Origin of the sequence: Arsenicicoccus sp. oral taxon 190 (genome assembly GCF_001189535.1) — a bacterium.
GTDB lineage: Bacteria > Actinomycetota > Actinomycetes > Actinomycetales > Dermatophilaceae > Arsenicicoccus.
The window spans coordinates 868,401-883,396 of record NZ_CP012070.1; the positions used below are offsets into that span (position 1 = coordinate 868,401).

The 14,996-nt window shown below is 72.3% G+C and carries 13 protein-coding genes; 6 read left to right on the plus strand and 7 right to left on the minus strand.

Going from position 1 to position 14,996, the window contains the following annotated elements:
* Positions 1-6 precede the first annotated feature (6 nt).
* From ADJ73_RS04140 to ADJ73_RS04155, 4 genes are all read right to left on the minus strand, one after another.
* The gene (locus ADJ73_RS04140; protein WP_050347222.1) at positions 7-396 is read right to left on the minus strand and encodes a cupin domain-containing protein; all 390 of its coding nucleotides are present in this window, start codon (positions 394-396) and stop codon (positions 7-9) included.
* Positions 397-564: 168 nt separating this feature from the next.
* The gene (locus ADJ73_RS04145; protein ID WP_050347223.1) at positions 565-1,836 is read right to left on the minus strand and encodes an alpha-amylase family protein; all 1,272 of its coding nucleotides are present in this window, start codon (positions 1,834-1,836) and stop codon (positions 565-567) included.
* A gap of 42 nt (positions 1,837-1,878) precedes the next feature.
* Positions 1,879-2,511 carry a hypothetical protein gene (locus ADJ73_RS04150; protein WP_050347224.1) on the minus strand — a complete coding sequence of 211 codons (633 nt, stop codon included), beginning with the start codon at positions 2,509-2,511 and terminating at the stop codon, positions 1,879-1,881.
* Between the two features lie 136 nt (positions 2,512-2,647).
* Positions 2,648-3,163 carry a MarR family winged helix-turn-helix transcriptional regulator gene (locus ADJ73_RS04155; RefSeq protein ID WP_050347225.1) on the minus strand — a complete coding sequence of 172 codons (516 nt, stop codon included), beginning with the start codon at positions 3,161-3,163 and terminating at the stop codon, positions 2,648-2,650.
* An 84-nt stretch (positions 3,164-3,247) separates the two neighbouring features.
* Here ADJ73_RS04155 and ADJ73_RS04160 point away from each other — a divergent pair, with 84 nt between their 5' ends.
* The 4 genes from ADJ73_RS04160 (at position 3,248) to ADJ73_RS04175 (ending at position 8,360) form a co-directional block, all read left to right on the plus strand.
* On the plus strand, positions 3,248-4,447 hold the full coding sequence (locus ADJ73_RS04160) for a homogentisate 1,2-dioxygenase (protein WP_050347226.1): 1,200 nt from the start codon (positions 3,248-3,250) through the stop codon (positions 4,445-4,447).
* A gap of 8 nt (positions 4,448-4,455) precedes the next feature.
* Positions 4,456-5,445, plus strand: a complete 990-nt coding sequence (locus ADJ73_RS04165) for a hypothetical protein (protein WP_050347227.1) — start codon at positions 4,456-4,458, stop codon at positions 5,443-5,445.
* Positions 5,446-5,525: 80 nt separating this feature from the next.
* On the plus strand, positions 5,526-6,740 hold the full coding sequence (gene fahA, locus ADJ73_RS04170; RefSeq protein ID WP_050347228.1) for a fumarylacetoacetase: 1,215 nt from the start codon (positions 5,526-5,528) through the stop codon (positions 6,738-6,740).
* 135 nt (positions 6,741-6,875) lie between these two features.
* Positions 6,876-8,360 (plus strand): alanine/glycine:cation symporter family protein, encoded by a 1,485-nt coding sequence (locus ADJ73_RS04175; protein WP_082176727.1) that lies wholly within the window; start codon positions 6,876-6,878, stop codon positions 8,358-8,360.
* Positions 8,361-8,607: 247 nt separating this feature from the next.
* On the opposite strand, the gene ADJ73_RS04180 is transcribed toward ADJ73_RS04175, so the two are convergent.
* From ADJ73_RS04180 to ADJ73_RS04190, 3 genes are read right to left on the minus strand one after another with little or no spacing between them, the layout of a single operon-like run.
* Positions 8,608-9,573, minus strand: coding sequence for a carbamate kinase (locus ADJ73_RS04180; protein ID WP_050347229.1), 966 nt, complete (start codon positions 9,571-9,573; stop codon positions 8,608-8,610).
* Positions 9,574-9,576: 3 nt separating this feature from the next.
* Positions 9,577-10,578 (minus strand): ornithine carbamoyltransferase, encoded by a 1,002-nt coding sequence (gene argF / locus ADJ73_RS04185; protein ID WP_050347230.1) that lies wholly within the window; start codon positions 10,576-10,578, stop codon positions 9,577-9,579.
* Positions 10,578-11,822, minus strand: a complete 1,245-nt coding sequence (locus tag ADJ73_RS04190) for an arginine deiminase (protein ID WP_050347231.1) — start codon at positions 11,820-11,822, stop codon at positions 10,578-10,580. The genes argF and ADJ73_RS04190 overlap by 1 nt, the downstream gene beginning before the upstream one ends.
* 268 nt (positions 11,823-12,090) lie before the next feature.
* Here ADJ73_RS04190 and ADJ73_RS04195 point away from each other — a divergent pair, with 268 nt between their 5' ends.
* Both ADJ73_RS04195 and ADJ73_RS04200 read left to right on the plus strand, forming a co-directional pair.
* Positions 12,091-12,849, plus strand: coding sequence for a CPBP family intramembrane glutamic endopeptidase (locus ADJ73_RS04195; RefSeq protein WP_050349250.1), 759 nt, complete (start codon positions 12,091-12,093; stop codon positions 12,847-12,849).
* A 236-nt stretch (positions 12,850-13,085) separates the two neighbouring features.
* Positions 13,086-14,873, plus strand: a complete 1,788-nt coding sequence (locus ADJ73_RS04200) for a vWA domain-containing protein (protein WP_050347232.1) — start codon at positions 13,086-13,088, stop codon at positions 14,871-14,873.
* The last annotated feature ends 123 nt before the right edge of the window (positions 14,874-14,996 follow it).

Consider the following 14,996-nt stretch of genomic DNA (forward strand, 5'->3'; position numbering starts at 1 on the left):
CACGCCTCAGGCGTGCGGCAGCAGCATCGTCACGGTCAGCGTCGTCGGCTCCAGCGCGCGCACCGCGTGGCGCAGCATCGGCGTCAGGTGCAGCAGCGCGCCGGGCGCGAGCTCGACGGTGCGGTCGGGCAGCTCGAAGCTCACCCGCCCGCGAATCACCTGGATCAGCACGGGATGTCGCGCCGCGTGCTCCCTGAGCTCGTCACCCTCGGCGAACTCGAACGCCACCACCTTGGCGCTGTCGTTGTCGATCACGGCGGTCGCGCCCGGGCGTCCCCCGCGGGAGCCGGCCCGGCCGCACAACTCCTCGACCAGCGTCGACGTGCCGTCGGTGGTGCCGGGCCGGCGGTCCGGGCCGTCACCCTGCTCGACGTGGCCCTCGGTCGGGTCGCTCATGGTGTGCTCCTGTCGTCGATGCGGCCATCCTCCCAGGCGCCGCTGAGGGCGCCAGCCCCTCGTCGAGAGGCGACAGATCGGGGTCATGGGCGCCTGTTGACCCCGATCGGTCGCCTCTCAACGAAGAAGGCGGGCTGGCGGGGAAGGAGGGGAAGGTGGGCGCGGCGGTCAGCGGGCGGGCCAGGTGAAGGTGGGTGAGCCGGGCACCTCGACCTGGGCGCGCGGCTCTCCCGACACGTCCAGCGTGACCCGTATGACGGCAGCGGGGTCGCCGTCCTCCGGGGCGCCGGCGGCGGGGCGCGACTCGTAGACGAACCGCTGGTTGCCCAGCTCGACCACCCTCGTCCGCGCCCGGACCAGCCAGGGGTGCTGCCGCCGCACCGCGATCAGCCCTTGATGCACGTGAAACATCCACTCCCCCAGGCGGCTCAGCTCCTCGGGGCGATGGGGCAGCGGCGGTCGCACGGCGTCGTCACCGCCGATCCGGTCCTCCTTGACGCCCTCGAAGGCCTGCTCGTCGCCGTAGTAGAGGGACGGGGTGCCGCCGACCGTCAGCAGGCAGGTTACGGCGAGCACCGTCGCGGCGGGGCCGACGCGGGAGGCGATGCGGGTGACGTCGTGGTTGCCGACGAAGGTCATCGGCGCGAAGGACTCCAGCAGCGCGCCGTGCCGCTCCAGGGCGTGGGCCAGCTCGAAGAAGTTGCGGTCGTCGAGGGAGGACCAGAGCGCCTTCCACAGCTGGTACTGCGTGACGGAGTCCAGCGTCGACTCGCGCACGATCGCGGCGTAGTCGCCGTGGATCACCTCCCCGACGAAGGTCGCCTCCGGGAACTCCGCCCGCACGCGCGGCAGCACGCGCGCCCAGAACGCCGGGTCGACCGCGTATGCCGCGTCCAGCCGCCACCCGTCGATGCCGCGTCGCAGCCAGTGCAGCATGACCTCCGCGACCAGGTCGACGACCTCGTCGCGGGCGTGGTCGAGCGCGACGAGCGACCCGTGGCCCTCGAAGACGTCCGGGCGGGGCCCACCGTCCGCGTCCCAGTCGATGCGGAAGTGCCTGGCGGCGTGCGACTCTCGGCCGTCGGCGAGCGCCTGCTGGTAGAGCGGGTGCTCGAGCCCGACGTGGTTGAAGACACCGTCGAGCATGACCCGCAGGCCCCGGTCGTGGCAGCGCCGCACCAGCTCGTCGAGGTCTCCGTCGTCGCCGAGCCGCGGGTCGATCCGGAAGTGGTCGACGGTGTCGTAGCCGTGGGTGCTCGACGCGAAGATGGGCCCGAGCTGGAGCCCGTTGGCGCCCAGGGCGATCGCGTAGTCCAGCCACCCGTCGAGCCGCTCGAGGGGGTGGGTGACCACGGCGTCGTCATACGCCTCGCGGATGGGCGCGCCCACCGCGCCGAGGGGATAGACGTGCCACCAGATGACGTGCTCGGTCCAGGCCATGCCCCGAGTCTGCCGCACCGGGCGGGGCGGGGGCGCCTCCGGCTAGCGGAGCCGGGCCGGGCGCGCCCGGCGGGCCCGACGCTGCAGCAGCCGGATCCGGCGCTCGGTGATGTCGGTCGCGCGCAGCGCCAGCCACACGCAGACGGCCGCCAGCGGCAGCTCGACGAGCACGCTGAGGACGACGGACTCGACGAGGTCCCACCCCACGGGCGACGTCACGGTGTCGAACCACGCGTCGGTCACCAGCAGGCCGGCGGTCCACCCCGCCGCCATCGCGAGGAAGCGGGACCGGCGCAGCACGCTCCAGGCCGTACCGACGAGCGCGAGCAGCAGCATCACGTCGAAGCCGGCCCACGCGACGTCGTAGTTGGGAGAGAGCTGGCGACTGGGCAGGCTGATCGCGATGTAGCAGATCCACAGGACCAGCAGGGCGGCGAAGACCAGGAAGGTCACGCCGATCCAGGGCAGCACCCGCGGCTCGGCGATCTCGATGTCGTTGGCGGCGTTGGGCTCGACGGGGACGGCCTGGTCGGCGGCCTCCACCACCGTCGACATGGCGGCGAGCAGGCCTTCGCCCGAGGTGGCGGGGCGGGGCGGGGCGGACGTGCCGGACGCGCGAGTCGGGTGAGACGGGTCGGCAGGGTCGACAGGGTCGGTCTTGGTGGACGGCGGCACGGGACGGCCTCCTGGTTGCGGGGGTGGCGTCATGCTAGTCCCGCCTCGGGCGGCAGCCCGGCCTCGCGCAGCAGCCGGCCTAGCGCAGCAGCCGGCCTAGCGCAGCAGCCGGCCTCGGGCGGCAGCCCGGCCTCGCTCAGCGCCGCAGCCGCGGGGACAGGTCGTCGCGGGACCCCACCAGCTTGTCGAGCAGGGTCACCAGCAGGTGCCGCTCGACGGGGCTGAGCGCGGCCGCCCACGCCTGCTCGCGCTCGTGCTGCTGCGCGAAGAGGGTCTGGATCTCCACGAGCCCCGCCTCGGTCAGCCCGAGCCGGACGGAGCGCCCGTCGTGGGGTGCGGGCTCGCGGCATACGAGCCCGTCGTCGACCAGGCCGCCGGTGAGGTTGGAGACGGCCGCGCGGGTGAGGCCGGTGAGCTCCGCGACCCGCTTGGGCTCCATGGCACCCGCCAGCCACAGGACGTAGAGGATGCGGAAGGCCGACCACGACCGGCCCGCCGGCCGGTGCACCGACGACTCGAGGTCGTAGGTGACGATCCCGGAGGCGCGGTTGAGCGTGAGGAGCAGCTCGGTGGCCCCGGGGTCGGCGTAGCCCTCGTCGGTGAGGCGGGAGCGGGCCTCCCGCACGAAGGACCAGAAGTCGAGCTCGCTCATGGCACCCCCTGGCGTCTGTCGGACCCATCCGCTACAGTCCAGATAGTACACCGATGTATCAGTTGTGCGAGAGACGAGGGCGTCATGGCTCACTACCGCAGCGCGGGCAGCATCCCGCCCAAGCGGCACACGCAGCACCGCACCCCCGAGGGCGACCTCTACTACGAGGAGCTCATGGGCGAGGAGGGGTTCAGCTCGGACTCGAGCCTGCTCTACCACCGCTACATCCCCAGCGCGATCGTCGACGTGCGCCCCTGGGAGCTGCCCGACCAGACCCTCACGCCCAACGACCCCCTGCTGCCGCGCCACCTGCGGACCCACGACCTCGGCGACGAGGGGCGCGACGTGGTGACGGGGCGTCGGCTGCTGCTCGGCAACGGCGACGTTCGCCTCAGCTATGTCGCGGCCACCGAGACCAGCCCGCTCTACAAGAACGCCGCCGGCGACGAGTGCTGCTACGTCGAGTCCGGGACGGCCACGCTGGAGACCCAGCTCGGCCACGTGGACGTCCACGAGGGCGACTACGTGATCATCCCGCGCGCCGTGATCCACCGGTGGGTGCCGACGGGCGACGAACCGGTCCGGGTCTACGCCATCGAGGCCAACAGCCACATCAGCCCGCCGCGCGGCTACCTGTCCAAGCACGGGCAGCTGCTCGAGCACGCGCCCTACTGCGAGCGCGACTTCCGCCACGTGGGCGAGCCGCAGCAGGTCGACGAGCAGGACGTCGAGGTCTACATCAAGCACCGCGGGCGCGGCCCGTCCGGCCTGGACGGCACGATCCACGTCCAGCCGCAGCACCCCTTCGACGTGGTCGGGTGGGACGGCTGCCTCTACCCCTACGTCTTCAACATCGCCGACTTCGAGCCGATCACCGGGCGGGTGCACCAGCCGCCGCCCGCCCACCTGGTGTGGGAGGGGCACAACTTCGTGGTCTGCAACTTCGTGCCGCGCAAGGTCGACTACCACCCCCTCGCCATCCCGGTGCCCTACTACCACTCCAACGTGGACAGCGACGAGGTCATGTTCTACTGCGGCGGCGACTACGAGGCGCGCAAGGGCTCGGGCATCGGGCAGGGCTCGATCTCGCTGCACCCGGCGGGTCACGCGCACGGGCCGCAGCCGGGCGCCTACGAGCGGTCCATCGGGGCCGAGTTCTTCGACGAGCTGGCGGTCATGGTCGACACCTTCCGGCCGCTGGACCTCGGCGAGGGCGCGCTGGCGACCGAGGACGAGCGTTACCCCTACAGCTGGTCGGGCGGGCGCCGCCTCGGTCAGGGATGATCGGTCGTATGCCGGACCCCACCGCCGCCACCGCACCCGAGGCTCACGACGCCACCGTCCCGCTGGTGCTCGCGCTCGTCGACGACGCCGGGTTGTTCCCCCCGACCGCCCTGCCCATGGACGAGGCCGTCGCCCGGCACCGCGCCGACGACGAGACCGCCCACCCGGTGCACACCGGGCGCTTCCTCGTCCCGGCGTCCCGGCTGGATGAGCTGCGCCAGGCCCTGCGGGAGGGCGAGACCTTCCGCGTGGGCGTGATCGCCGACGTGCCCCTCACCGACCTGCCCGACGTGCTGCTCAGCCTGGTCGACGACCCCCGCCTGGAGCTGGCCGGCGTCGAGGTGCGGCTGCCCTTCGGCGACCTGCAGGAGGCCGTGGTCGCGGTGCAGACCGCCCTCGGCGGGACCGGCGCCCCGGCCTACGTCGAGATCCCCCTCGCCCAGGCCGAGGAGGGCCGGACCCGCGCGGCGCTGGAGGCGGTCCACCGCGCCGGCCTCGGCGCCAAGGTCCGCTGCGGCGGGGTGAGCGCCGACCTCTTCCCCACCGCCCAGCAACTCGCCGACGTGCTGCTCGCCGCGACCGAGCTCGACACCGGGAGCGACGCCGAAGGCGACACCGGGAGCGACGCCGGGCTGAAGGGCACCGCCGGGCTGAAGGGCACCGCCGGGCTGCACCACGCCGTGCGCTACGTCGACGACGCGACGGGCTTCACCCACCACGGCTTCCTCAACATCCTGGTGGCCGTGCTGCGGGCCCGCGCCGACGCCGGTCGGGACGCCGTCCTCGCGGGGCTGACCTCGGACGATGGGGCCTCGCTCGCCGCAGAGGTGCGCGCCACCGACCCGGCCGAGCAGCGCGCCGCGCGGGACGTCTTCGTGGCCTACGGGTCCTGCAGCACCGCCACCCCGATCGAGGACCTCGCCGCCCTCGGCCTCACCACCGCGGCGTCGGTGCGCGAGGAGCGCGACCCCACCCAGCAGATCGACCAGCAGCAGTAGCCCGGCCCGAGACCGCACCCCGCGAGACGCCGGGCGTGCGCGGCATACGACCACCACCGCAGCCCCATGAAGGAGCACCCGTGACGACCACCTGGGTCGACATCCCGCAGGACAGCCCGTTCGGCCTCGACGCCCTGCCCTACGGCTCGATGGACACCGGCGACGACTTCCCCCACCTGGGGGTGCGCATCGGCGACCACGCGCTCGACCTGACCGAGGCGGCCACCGAGCTGCCCGGCGAGTGGTCCGACGTGGTCGAGGAGGGCACCCTCGACGTGCTGCTCGCAGCGGGGCCCGACGCGTGGGCTCGGCTGCGGAGCGACATCCAGACGTGGCTGAGCGACGAGAGCTACCGCTCCCTGGTCGAGCCGTCGCTGGTCGACCTCGACGGCGTGACGATGCTCATGCCGTTCACCGTCGGTGACTACGTCGACTTCTACGCGTCGGAGAACCACGCCTCCAACGTCGGCCGCATCTTCCGCCCCGACTCCGAGCCGCTGACGCCCAACTGGAAGCACCTGCCGATCGGCTACCACGGCCGCTCGCAGACCGTCGTCGTGTCCGGGTCGGAGGTCCCCCGCCCCCGCGGGCAGCGGCGCACCCCCGACGGCGACGTCGTCTTCGGGCCCTCCGTCCGGCTCGACATCGAGGTCGAGCTGGGCTACGTCGTCGGCGTGGGCTCCGAGCGGGGGTCCTCGATCGCCGTGGGCGACTTCGAGCGGCACGTCTTCGGCGTCACCATCACCAACGACTGGTCCGCCCGCGACATCCAGGCCTGGGAGTACGTCCCCCTCGGGCCCTTCCTCGGCAAGTCCTTCGCGACGACCATCGGCGGGTGGGTGCTCCCCCTCGCCGCGCTGCAGGACGCCCGCGTCGACCCGCCCGCCCGCGACGTGCCGCTGCAGGACTACCTGAAGGACGTCGCCGGCGAACCGTGGGGCCTGGACATCGAGTTCGAGGTGCGGCTCAACGACGAGGTCGTCTCCCGGCCGCCCTATGCCCAGATGTACTGGACCCCCGCCCAGATGCTCGCCCACACCACCATCAACGGCGCCAGCGTCCGCACCGGCGACTTCTACGCCTCCGGCACCATCTCCGGCACCGAGGTCGACCAGCGCGGGGCATTCCTCGAGATGACGTGGGGCGGCCGCGACCCGATCACCCTGGCCGACGGCTCGACCCGCACCTTCCTCGAGGACGGCGACGAGGTCGTGATCTCCGGGACGGCCCGCGGCGCCGACGGCCGCCGCATCGGCCTCGGCGAGTGCCGCGGCCGCATCACCCCCGCCCGCTGACACCCTCGCTGACCCACCCGCAGGTCCTCACCGCCCGGCTGCCCCGGCACCACGCAGCCGGGCGGTTCGGCATACGCTGTCCCGCGTCTGTGCCCGCTCCCGGGCTCGGACGCCATCCCGCACGAACGGACCTCGATGAACGCCATCCACGACGGCATCCTCGCCGTCAACGACAAGCTCACCTGGCTGCTGATCGTCATGCTTGCCGCCGCCGGCATCCTCTTCACCCTGTGGAGCAAGGGCGCCCAGTTCCGCCGGTTCGGCACGATGGTCAAGGTGGCCGTCGGGTCCCGCAGCGGCGGCGGCGAGGGCATCTCCAGCTTCCAGGCCTTCGCCATCTCCCTGGCCTCCCGCGTCGGCACCGGCAACATCGTCGGCGTCGCCATCGCGCTGGCGCTCGGCGGGCCCGGGGCGATCTTCTGGATGTGGGTGATGGCCTTCCTCGGCATGGCCACCGCGTTCGTCGAGGCCACGCTGGCCCAGCTCTACAAGGTCCCGCACACCGACGGCACCTTCCGCGGCGGCCCGGCCTACTACATGCAGCGCGGCCTGAAGTCGCGGCCCATGGGCATCGCCTTCGCCGTCTGCCTCATCTTCACCTTCGGGCTCGCCTTCAACATGGTGCAGGCCAACACCATCGCCGGGGTCTTCGAGGGCACGTGGGGCATCCCCACCTGGGCCACCGCGGTCATCCTGGTGATCATCACCGCCGCGATCGTGCTCGGCGGGCTCAAGTCCGTCGCGCGCGTCACCGAGTACATGGCCCCGCTGATGGCGCTCGCCTACTTCCTGCTCGCCGTGGCCGTGCTGGTCATGCGCATCGGGGACGTCCCCGGCGCCATCGGCGACATCTTCAAGGGCGCCTTCGGGCTGGACCAGGCGCTGGCCGGCACCGCCGGCGGCGTCGTCGCGGCCATGCTCAACGGCGTCAAGCGCGGGATGTTCTCCAACGAGGCGGGCATGGGCTCGGCCCCCAACGCCGCCGCCGCGGCCACCACCTCCCACCCCGCCCACCAGGGGATGGTGCAGGCCCTCGGCGTCTTCATCGACACGATCATCGTCTGCACCTCGACCGCCGTGATGATCCTGCTGTCCGGCCCGTCGATCTACACCCCCGGCATCACCACCCGCGACCAGGCCGCCACCCTGACCCAGACCGCGCTCGCCAGCGAGCTCGGGGCCTGGGTCGCACCGGTCATGGCCTTCCTGATCTTCATCTTCGCGTTCAGCTCGGTCATCGGCAACGAGACGTATGCCGAGGTCAACATGGACTTCATGCGCGGCGGCCGCATCGGCGAGCTCGGGATCCGGCTGCTGACGATCGCGGCGGTGGCCTGGGGCGCGATGCAGAGCCTCGCCTTCGTCTGGGACCTCGCGGACCTCGCCATGACCTTCATGGCGGTGCTCAACCTCGTCGCGCTGATCTTCCTCGGCAAGCACGCGATCGCGGCGCTGCGCGACCTCGAGGCCAGCCCCGACCCGCTCACGGCCGGCTTCGACCTCGACGACAACCCGCACATGCCGCCCGGGATCCCCGGCGAGGTGTGGCACCGGCGGCCCGGTCACGGCCCCGGCCAGTGGTTCGCGCCCAACGACCGCTACGAGGACGTCGACGTCTGAGCCCCGTATGCCGCGACCGCCCGTCTCCCGGGGATCCGGGAGACGGGCGGTTGCCGTTGTCGGCATACGGCTGGGGCCTGGTCGGCCGAGGCCCGAGAGCCGTGGGCCTGGGCCTGGGCCTGGGCCCTGGGCCTGGGCCTGGGCCGATTGGCCTGGGCCTGGGCTGACAGCCGGAGAAATCCGCCGCCGGTAGCGCGATCAGCCTGGTCAGGGAAGGCCGGTCGATCGTGCCGCCGCCGGTAGGGGATCAGATGTCGACGGTAAGCTCGTGGCGCGGGTTGAGATCGTCGGGGCCGCCGTAGTTGCCGCCCGGCGTGATGATCGTCCCGGCCTCGCCCTCGAGCATCCCCGCGACGTCCTGCAGCCGCCCGATCGCGGCCAGGTCCCCGGTGAGCTCCACGAACCGGCACGCCGCCTCGACCTTGGGACCCATCGAGCCGGCCGGCAGGTCCATGGCCCGCAACCGACCGGGGGTGGCCCGGGTGATGGCCTCCTCGTGCTCGGTGCCGAAGCCGTCGATGACGTTGGCGACGTCGGTGAGGATGAAGAGCGCGTCCGCCTCGAGCGCCTCGGCGAGCCGACCCGCAGTGAGGTCCTTGTCGACGACCGCCTCGACGCCCTTGAGCTTGCCCTTGTCGTCCCGGATGACGGGGATGCCACCGCCGCCCGCACACACCACGACCGCCCCGGAGGACAGCAGCAGCCGGATGATGCGGGTCTCCACGATGCGCTGCGGCGTCGGGGAGGCGACCACGCGGCGCCACCCCTTGGTGTCCTCCTTGACGGTCCAGCCCCGCTCGTCCGCCTTGGCCTTGGCCTCGGACTCCGTGTAGGTCTCCCCGACGAACTTCGTCGGCTCGCCGAAGGCCGGGTCGTGCGCCATCACCAGGGTCTGGTTGACCATGGCGGCGACCTGGCGCCCGGGCAGGGCGTTCTGCAGGGACTGCAGCAGCCAGTAGCCGATCATCCCCTGCGTCTGCGCGCCGAGCGTGTCGAAGGGGTAGGGCTCGGACAGCGACGGGTCGTTGGCCGACTCGAGCGCCAGCACCCCCACCTGCGGGCCGTTGCCGTGGGTGATGACCAGCTCGTGCTCCTCGGCCAGGGGGGCCAGGGCCTTGGCGGCCAGCTTGGCCCGCTCCAGCTGCGTCTTCGCGTCCGGCTTCTCCCCGCGCTCCAGCAGCGCGTTGCCGCCGAGGGCGACCACGATGCGCACGGCTCAGTCCCCCAGGGTGGCGACCATGACCGCCTTGATCGTGTGCATGCGGTTCTCGGCCTGGTCGAAGACGATCGACGCGTCGGACTCGAAGACCTCGTCGGTGACCTCGAGCGCCTCCATGCCGGTGGCCTGGAAGATGTCCTCGCCGACCTTGGTGTTGCGGTCGTGGAAGGCCGGCAGGCAGTGCATGAACTTGACCCGCGGGTTGCCGGTGGCCTCCATCGTGGCCGTGTTGACCTGGTAGTCCTTGAGCAGCCCGATCCGCTCGTCCCAGACCTCCTTGGGCTCACCCATCGACACCCACACGTCGGTGTAGAGGAAGTCCGCGCCGCGCACGCCCGCCTCCACGTCGTCGGTGACGGTGATGCGCGCACCGGTCTTGTCGGCGATCCCCTGCGCCATCGCCACGATCTCCGCGGAGTTCTGCAGCGACGCCGGCGCGACCATGCGCACGTCCATCCCGGCCAGGGCACCCGAGACCAGCAGCGAGTTGCCCACGTTGTTGCGGGCGTCGCCGAGGTAGGCGAAGGAGATCTGCGACAGCGGCTTGTCCGAGTGCTCCATCATCGTGAGCTGGTCGGCGAGCATCTGGGTGGGGTGCCACTCGTCGGTGAGACCGTTCCACACCGGCACGCCGGCGAACTCGCCCAGCGTCTCGACGAGGGACTGCGCGGAGCCGCGGTACTCGATGCCGTCGTACATGCGACCCAGGACCCGGGCGGTGTCCTTCATCGACTCCTTGTGGCCGATCTGCGAGCCCGTCGGCTCGAGGTAGGTGACCCCGGCGCCCTGGTCGTAGGCCGCGACCTCGAAGGCGCAGCGCGTGCGCGTCGAGGTCTTCTCGAAGATCAGCGCGATGTTCTTGCCCCGCAGCCGCGGCTGCTCCGTGCCGGCGTACTTCGCGGCCTTGAGGTCGGCGGACAGCTTGAGCAGGTGCTTCCACTCGGCCGGGGTGAAGTCCACCTCCTTGAGGAAGTTGCGGTGGCGCAGGGTGAACGACATCAGATGCCCTCTCGCTCGATCGGGCAGCTCATGCAGCGCGGACCACCACGGCCCCGGCCCAGCTCGCTCCCCTTGATGGTGACCACCTCCACGCCGTTGTCACGGAGGTAGTTGTTGCTCGTGATGTTTCGCTCGTAGGCGATGACCACGCCGGGACGCACGGTGAGCACGTTGCACCCGTCGTCCCACTGCTCCCGCTCCGCCGCCGCCAGGTCCTGGTCGGCGGTCAGGGTGCGGATGTCGTCGAGACCGATCGACCGGGCGATGGCCCGGTGCATCTCCTCCGGGGGGTGCGCCTGCACCTGCAGCCGCCCCGGCTCGTCGCCCGGCCGCAGCGTGTAGGAGGGCAGCATGCCGAGGCCGGCGTACTTGGTGAAGGTCTCCTCGTCGACCATCGACATGACGGTGTCCAGGTGCATCATCGCCCGCTCCTTGGGCATGGCCACCGCCACCACCGAGGTCGCCGCGTGCGCCGCGAAGAGCTGCTGCGCGAGACGCTCGACGGCCTGCGGGGTCGTGCGCTCGGACATGCCGACAAGGACGCCCCCGCGACCGAGGACGTGCACGTCGCCGCCCTCCATGGTGGCCAGCCCCGTGCCGAGCCCGTCGCTCCACCGGGTCAGCGAGTGGTCACCCCCGGACAGCTCCGGGTGCCAGTGGTAGATCGCCTCGTAGTGCAGCGACTCCCGGACCCGCGCGGTCATCCGCATCGAGTTGATGGAGATGCCGCCGTAGACCCAGCAGGTCGTGTCCCGGGTGAAGAGGTGGTTGGGCAGCGGCGCCAGCATGAAGTCGGTGGGCGCCATCGAGTTCAGCACGAGGGAGGCGGGCTCGTACGGCATACGGCCGAGCATCTCCTCCTTGGTGATCCCGCCGATCAGCACCGACGCGAGCTCGGCCGAGCCCAGCGTCGACAGCACCTGCAGCATCGCGTCGATCGCCTGCGGCCCGAAGACCTCGTCGTCGAGGAGGTGGTCGAAGAGGAACTGCCGCGCCGCCGGGTGCTCCAGCGTCTCGGTCAGCACGTCCTGCAGGTAGAGCACCTCCACGTCAAGCTCCCGCAGCGCCCGGGCGAAGTCGTCGTGCTCCTTCTGCGCCTCCTCCACCCACGGCAGGTCGTCGAAGAGCAGGACGTCCTTGTTGGAGGGGGTCAGGCGGGCCAGCTCCCGGTCGGGCCGGTGCAGCAGCACGCGACGCAGCTGACCGACCTCCGAGCCGACGTAGGCGCGGCGCTGGGTCGTCATGCGGATACCTCGTTCGCTGGTCGGGGCCACGAGCCGGGCGGCGTCGGTGCCGGTGTCCGTGCCTATCAAAGCGCAGCCGAGCCTCCCCGCAAACACCGGGGAGGCCGCCCGATCCGCTGCTCGGAGCGGGTGCCGAGTGTTCATGCTGGGGCGGGCGGGCGGTGCAGCAGAGGGCCCACGATAGGTATGCGCGAGGCGGCATCGGCAGCGCGGGCCAGGGCGCGGCCGTCAGGTCACGAAACGGCAACGAGGCCCTAGGGTGGGCGCCATGCGCACCCCCAGCAGCCGCCGCGACCACACGGTCGAGGTCCTGCTGCTGCTCGGGCTGTCGCTCGGGTCGTCGGCGGTCTACTCCGTCCTGCGGATCATCGAGCGCTCCACCCGGCACGTCGCCCTCAACCAGCAGACGTCCACCCTCAACCAGTCGGTCACGCCGGACCGCCCCTGGCTGGACCTCGCCTACCAGCTCGTCGGGATCGGGCTCGGCCTGGTGGCGCCCGCGATGGCCGTCTTCCTGCTGCGGCACCGGGACCCGCCGCGCGACCCCACGATGGGCTGGGGCCGGCGCCGCCCCGGCCGGGACCTGCTGCAGGGGACCCTGCTGGCGGCGCTCATCGGCATCCCCGGCCTGGGCCTCTACGTGGTCGGCCGGCACCTCGGGCTGACCACGCACGTCGTCGCGTCCGGGCTGGATGGTGCCTGGTGGACCGTGCCGGTCCTGGTCCTCGCCGCCGTCCAGAACGCCGTCCTGGAGGAGGTCGTCGTGGTCGGCTACCTGCTGGGGCGGCTCCGCCAGGCCGGTATGCCGGACCGCCTGGCGCTCGGCCTCAGCGCCGTCCTGCGCGGCAGCTACCACCTCTACCAGGGGTGGGGCGCCTTCGTCGGCAACGTCGTGATGGGGCTCTTGCTCGGCCGGTTCTACCAGCGCAGCGGGCGGGTGCTGCCCCTGGTCGTGGCGCACACGATCCTCGACGTCGTGGCCTTCGTGGGCTACGCCCTGGCCAAGGACCACCTGTCGTGGCTGTGAGCGTCCGACTCTCGCTACGCTGCGTCACCCTGGATGACCTGACCGCGCCTCTCAGCGGCTCATGAATCACTGTGCGTGACAGGTGAACTCAACCGGCCCGGCGCCATTCCCTCTGACGGGTGGTCACGGTTACGGAGCGAGGCTACTCGTGCGTAGATGTGCGACCATCGTGCCATCGCCTGATCGCTGACCCGCCGCCGGCTCCCCCGCGCCGCGCACCCCCGGGGGGACGCTCCGTGACCCAGACCTTCGGTCGCCACCGAGGCCGCCGCCCCCGCGAGCGCGCTGGCAACGTCGCCGCTGCCCTCATCGCCGTCGGCGCCCTGGCCGGGGCGGGCTACATCGCGGTCCGCGACCGGCCCACGCCCGGCGCCTCCTCGGCCGCCGGGGTCACCCCGACCTCGCCCCCGACCACCAGCCTCGCCGCGCCCTGCTCCGACGCGGCCACCACCTTCGCCTCGCCCGACTTCACCGGCGCGCTGACGCGGGTGGCGGACGAGTTCCGGCGCGCCCGGGGCTCGGCGTGCAGCCCCGTGGTGGTGGAGCCGGTCGCCGGCCCCGCCACGCTCCCCGACGTCGTGCCGCCCCGACGCGCCGCCGTGTGGGTGGCCCGCAGCACCGCCGACGTCGCGGCCCTGCCGCGGTCGCTCCCCCACGGGGCCACCACCGCGGTCGCCAGCTCACCCGTGGTCCTCGCCCTGCCCGCCCCCATGGCCGACGCGTGGGGATGGCCCACCCAGCCCCTGACCGTGGAGGCCTGGCGCGCCTGGATGCTCGGCCGCCAGACGTGGGCCGGTGCGGGCCACCCCGAATGGGGTCAGCTGTCGATCCAGATGGCCGACCCGGCGCACAGCCCGACCGCGGCGATCGGGTTCGGCGCCCTCGCGTCCCTCGCCAACGGCGCCCCGCTCACGGCCCCACCCGACTACACCGCGCCGGACGAGCGCGCTCTGTCCGTCATCAAGGTCGAGCACCGCGTGTCGTCGGTGACCCCGGACGACGCGGGCGTGCTCCCCGGGCGGGAGCAATCCATGGCCGACATCGTGCGGCGGGCCTCCGCCTACGTCACCACCGAGAAGGCGGTCGCGGACCACAACGCCGCGCACCCCACCGTCCCCCTCGCCGCGGTGCCCCTCGGGGGCGGGTCGGCGTCGATCCCGTTGACCGCCGTGCGCGTCGGCAGCCTCGACACGTCCACCCCGGGGGCGGCATACGCCGAGGCCTTCGTCGGCTACCTGGGCTCCGACGCGGGGCGCGTCGCGCTGCGCGCGGCGGGGCTGCGTGGACCAGACGGGGCCGCGCCCACGGACCAGCCGCTCGGCGTGGCCTACGCGGCTGCCTCCCGGCCGCCGGCCGCCGTCACGCCGCAGAGCGTGCAGGGGGCCGCCAAGATCTTCGCGGTGATGCACGTGCGGATCTCGTCGATGGCGCTGATCGACGCGTCGGGCTCGATGAACCAACGGTTCCCGGGGGACCGGCTCAGCCGCATCGACCTCGTGCGCGGCCTCGTGGGCCAGACCTACCGCACCGCCTCCCCCCGCGCCCGCTCGGGCGTGTGGTTCTTCCACACCGTGGACGAGGGCGGCACCCCCCTCATCGAGCGCGCCACCCCGCTGGAGGTCAACAAGACCCCGTATGGCGCCGGCGCGCACAGCGATCGCGTCGCCCGGGCGCTCGAGAACGTCACCATTAAGGGCGGGACGCCGCTCTACCAGGCGGTCCGCGAGGCCTACGCCTACACGTTGAGCGCGTACGACCCCAGCTACATCAACCAGCTGGTCGTGCTCAGCGACGGCGCCAACCGCGACACCACCAGCCCCGACCAGCTGGGCGACCTCCTGACCTACCTGGAGCAGGTGCAGGACCCGAACCGGCCGGTCCGGATCGTGTGCATCGGCTACGGCGCCGAGGCCGACATGGGTGCCCTCCAGGCCATCGCGCGGGCCACCGGGGGCCGAGCCGCGCAGGTCCGCACGCCCGCCGAGACGGCGTCGGCCGTCAGCTTCGCCCTGTTCTCCGCCTGACCCATCACCCCCTCCCCGCCAACGTGGTCTCTTTTGGCTCGGTGGGAACCAAAATCGTCCACGTTGTCAGGTGGGTAGGGCGTAGCCCGGGCCGGGGGCGTATGACGAAACCGCCCGCCTCCC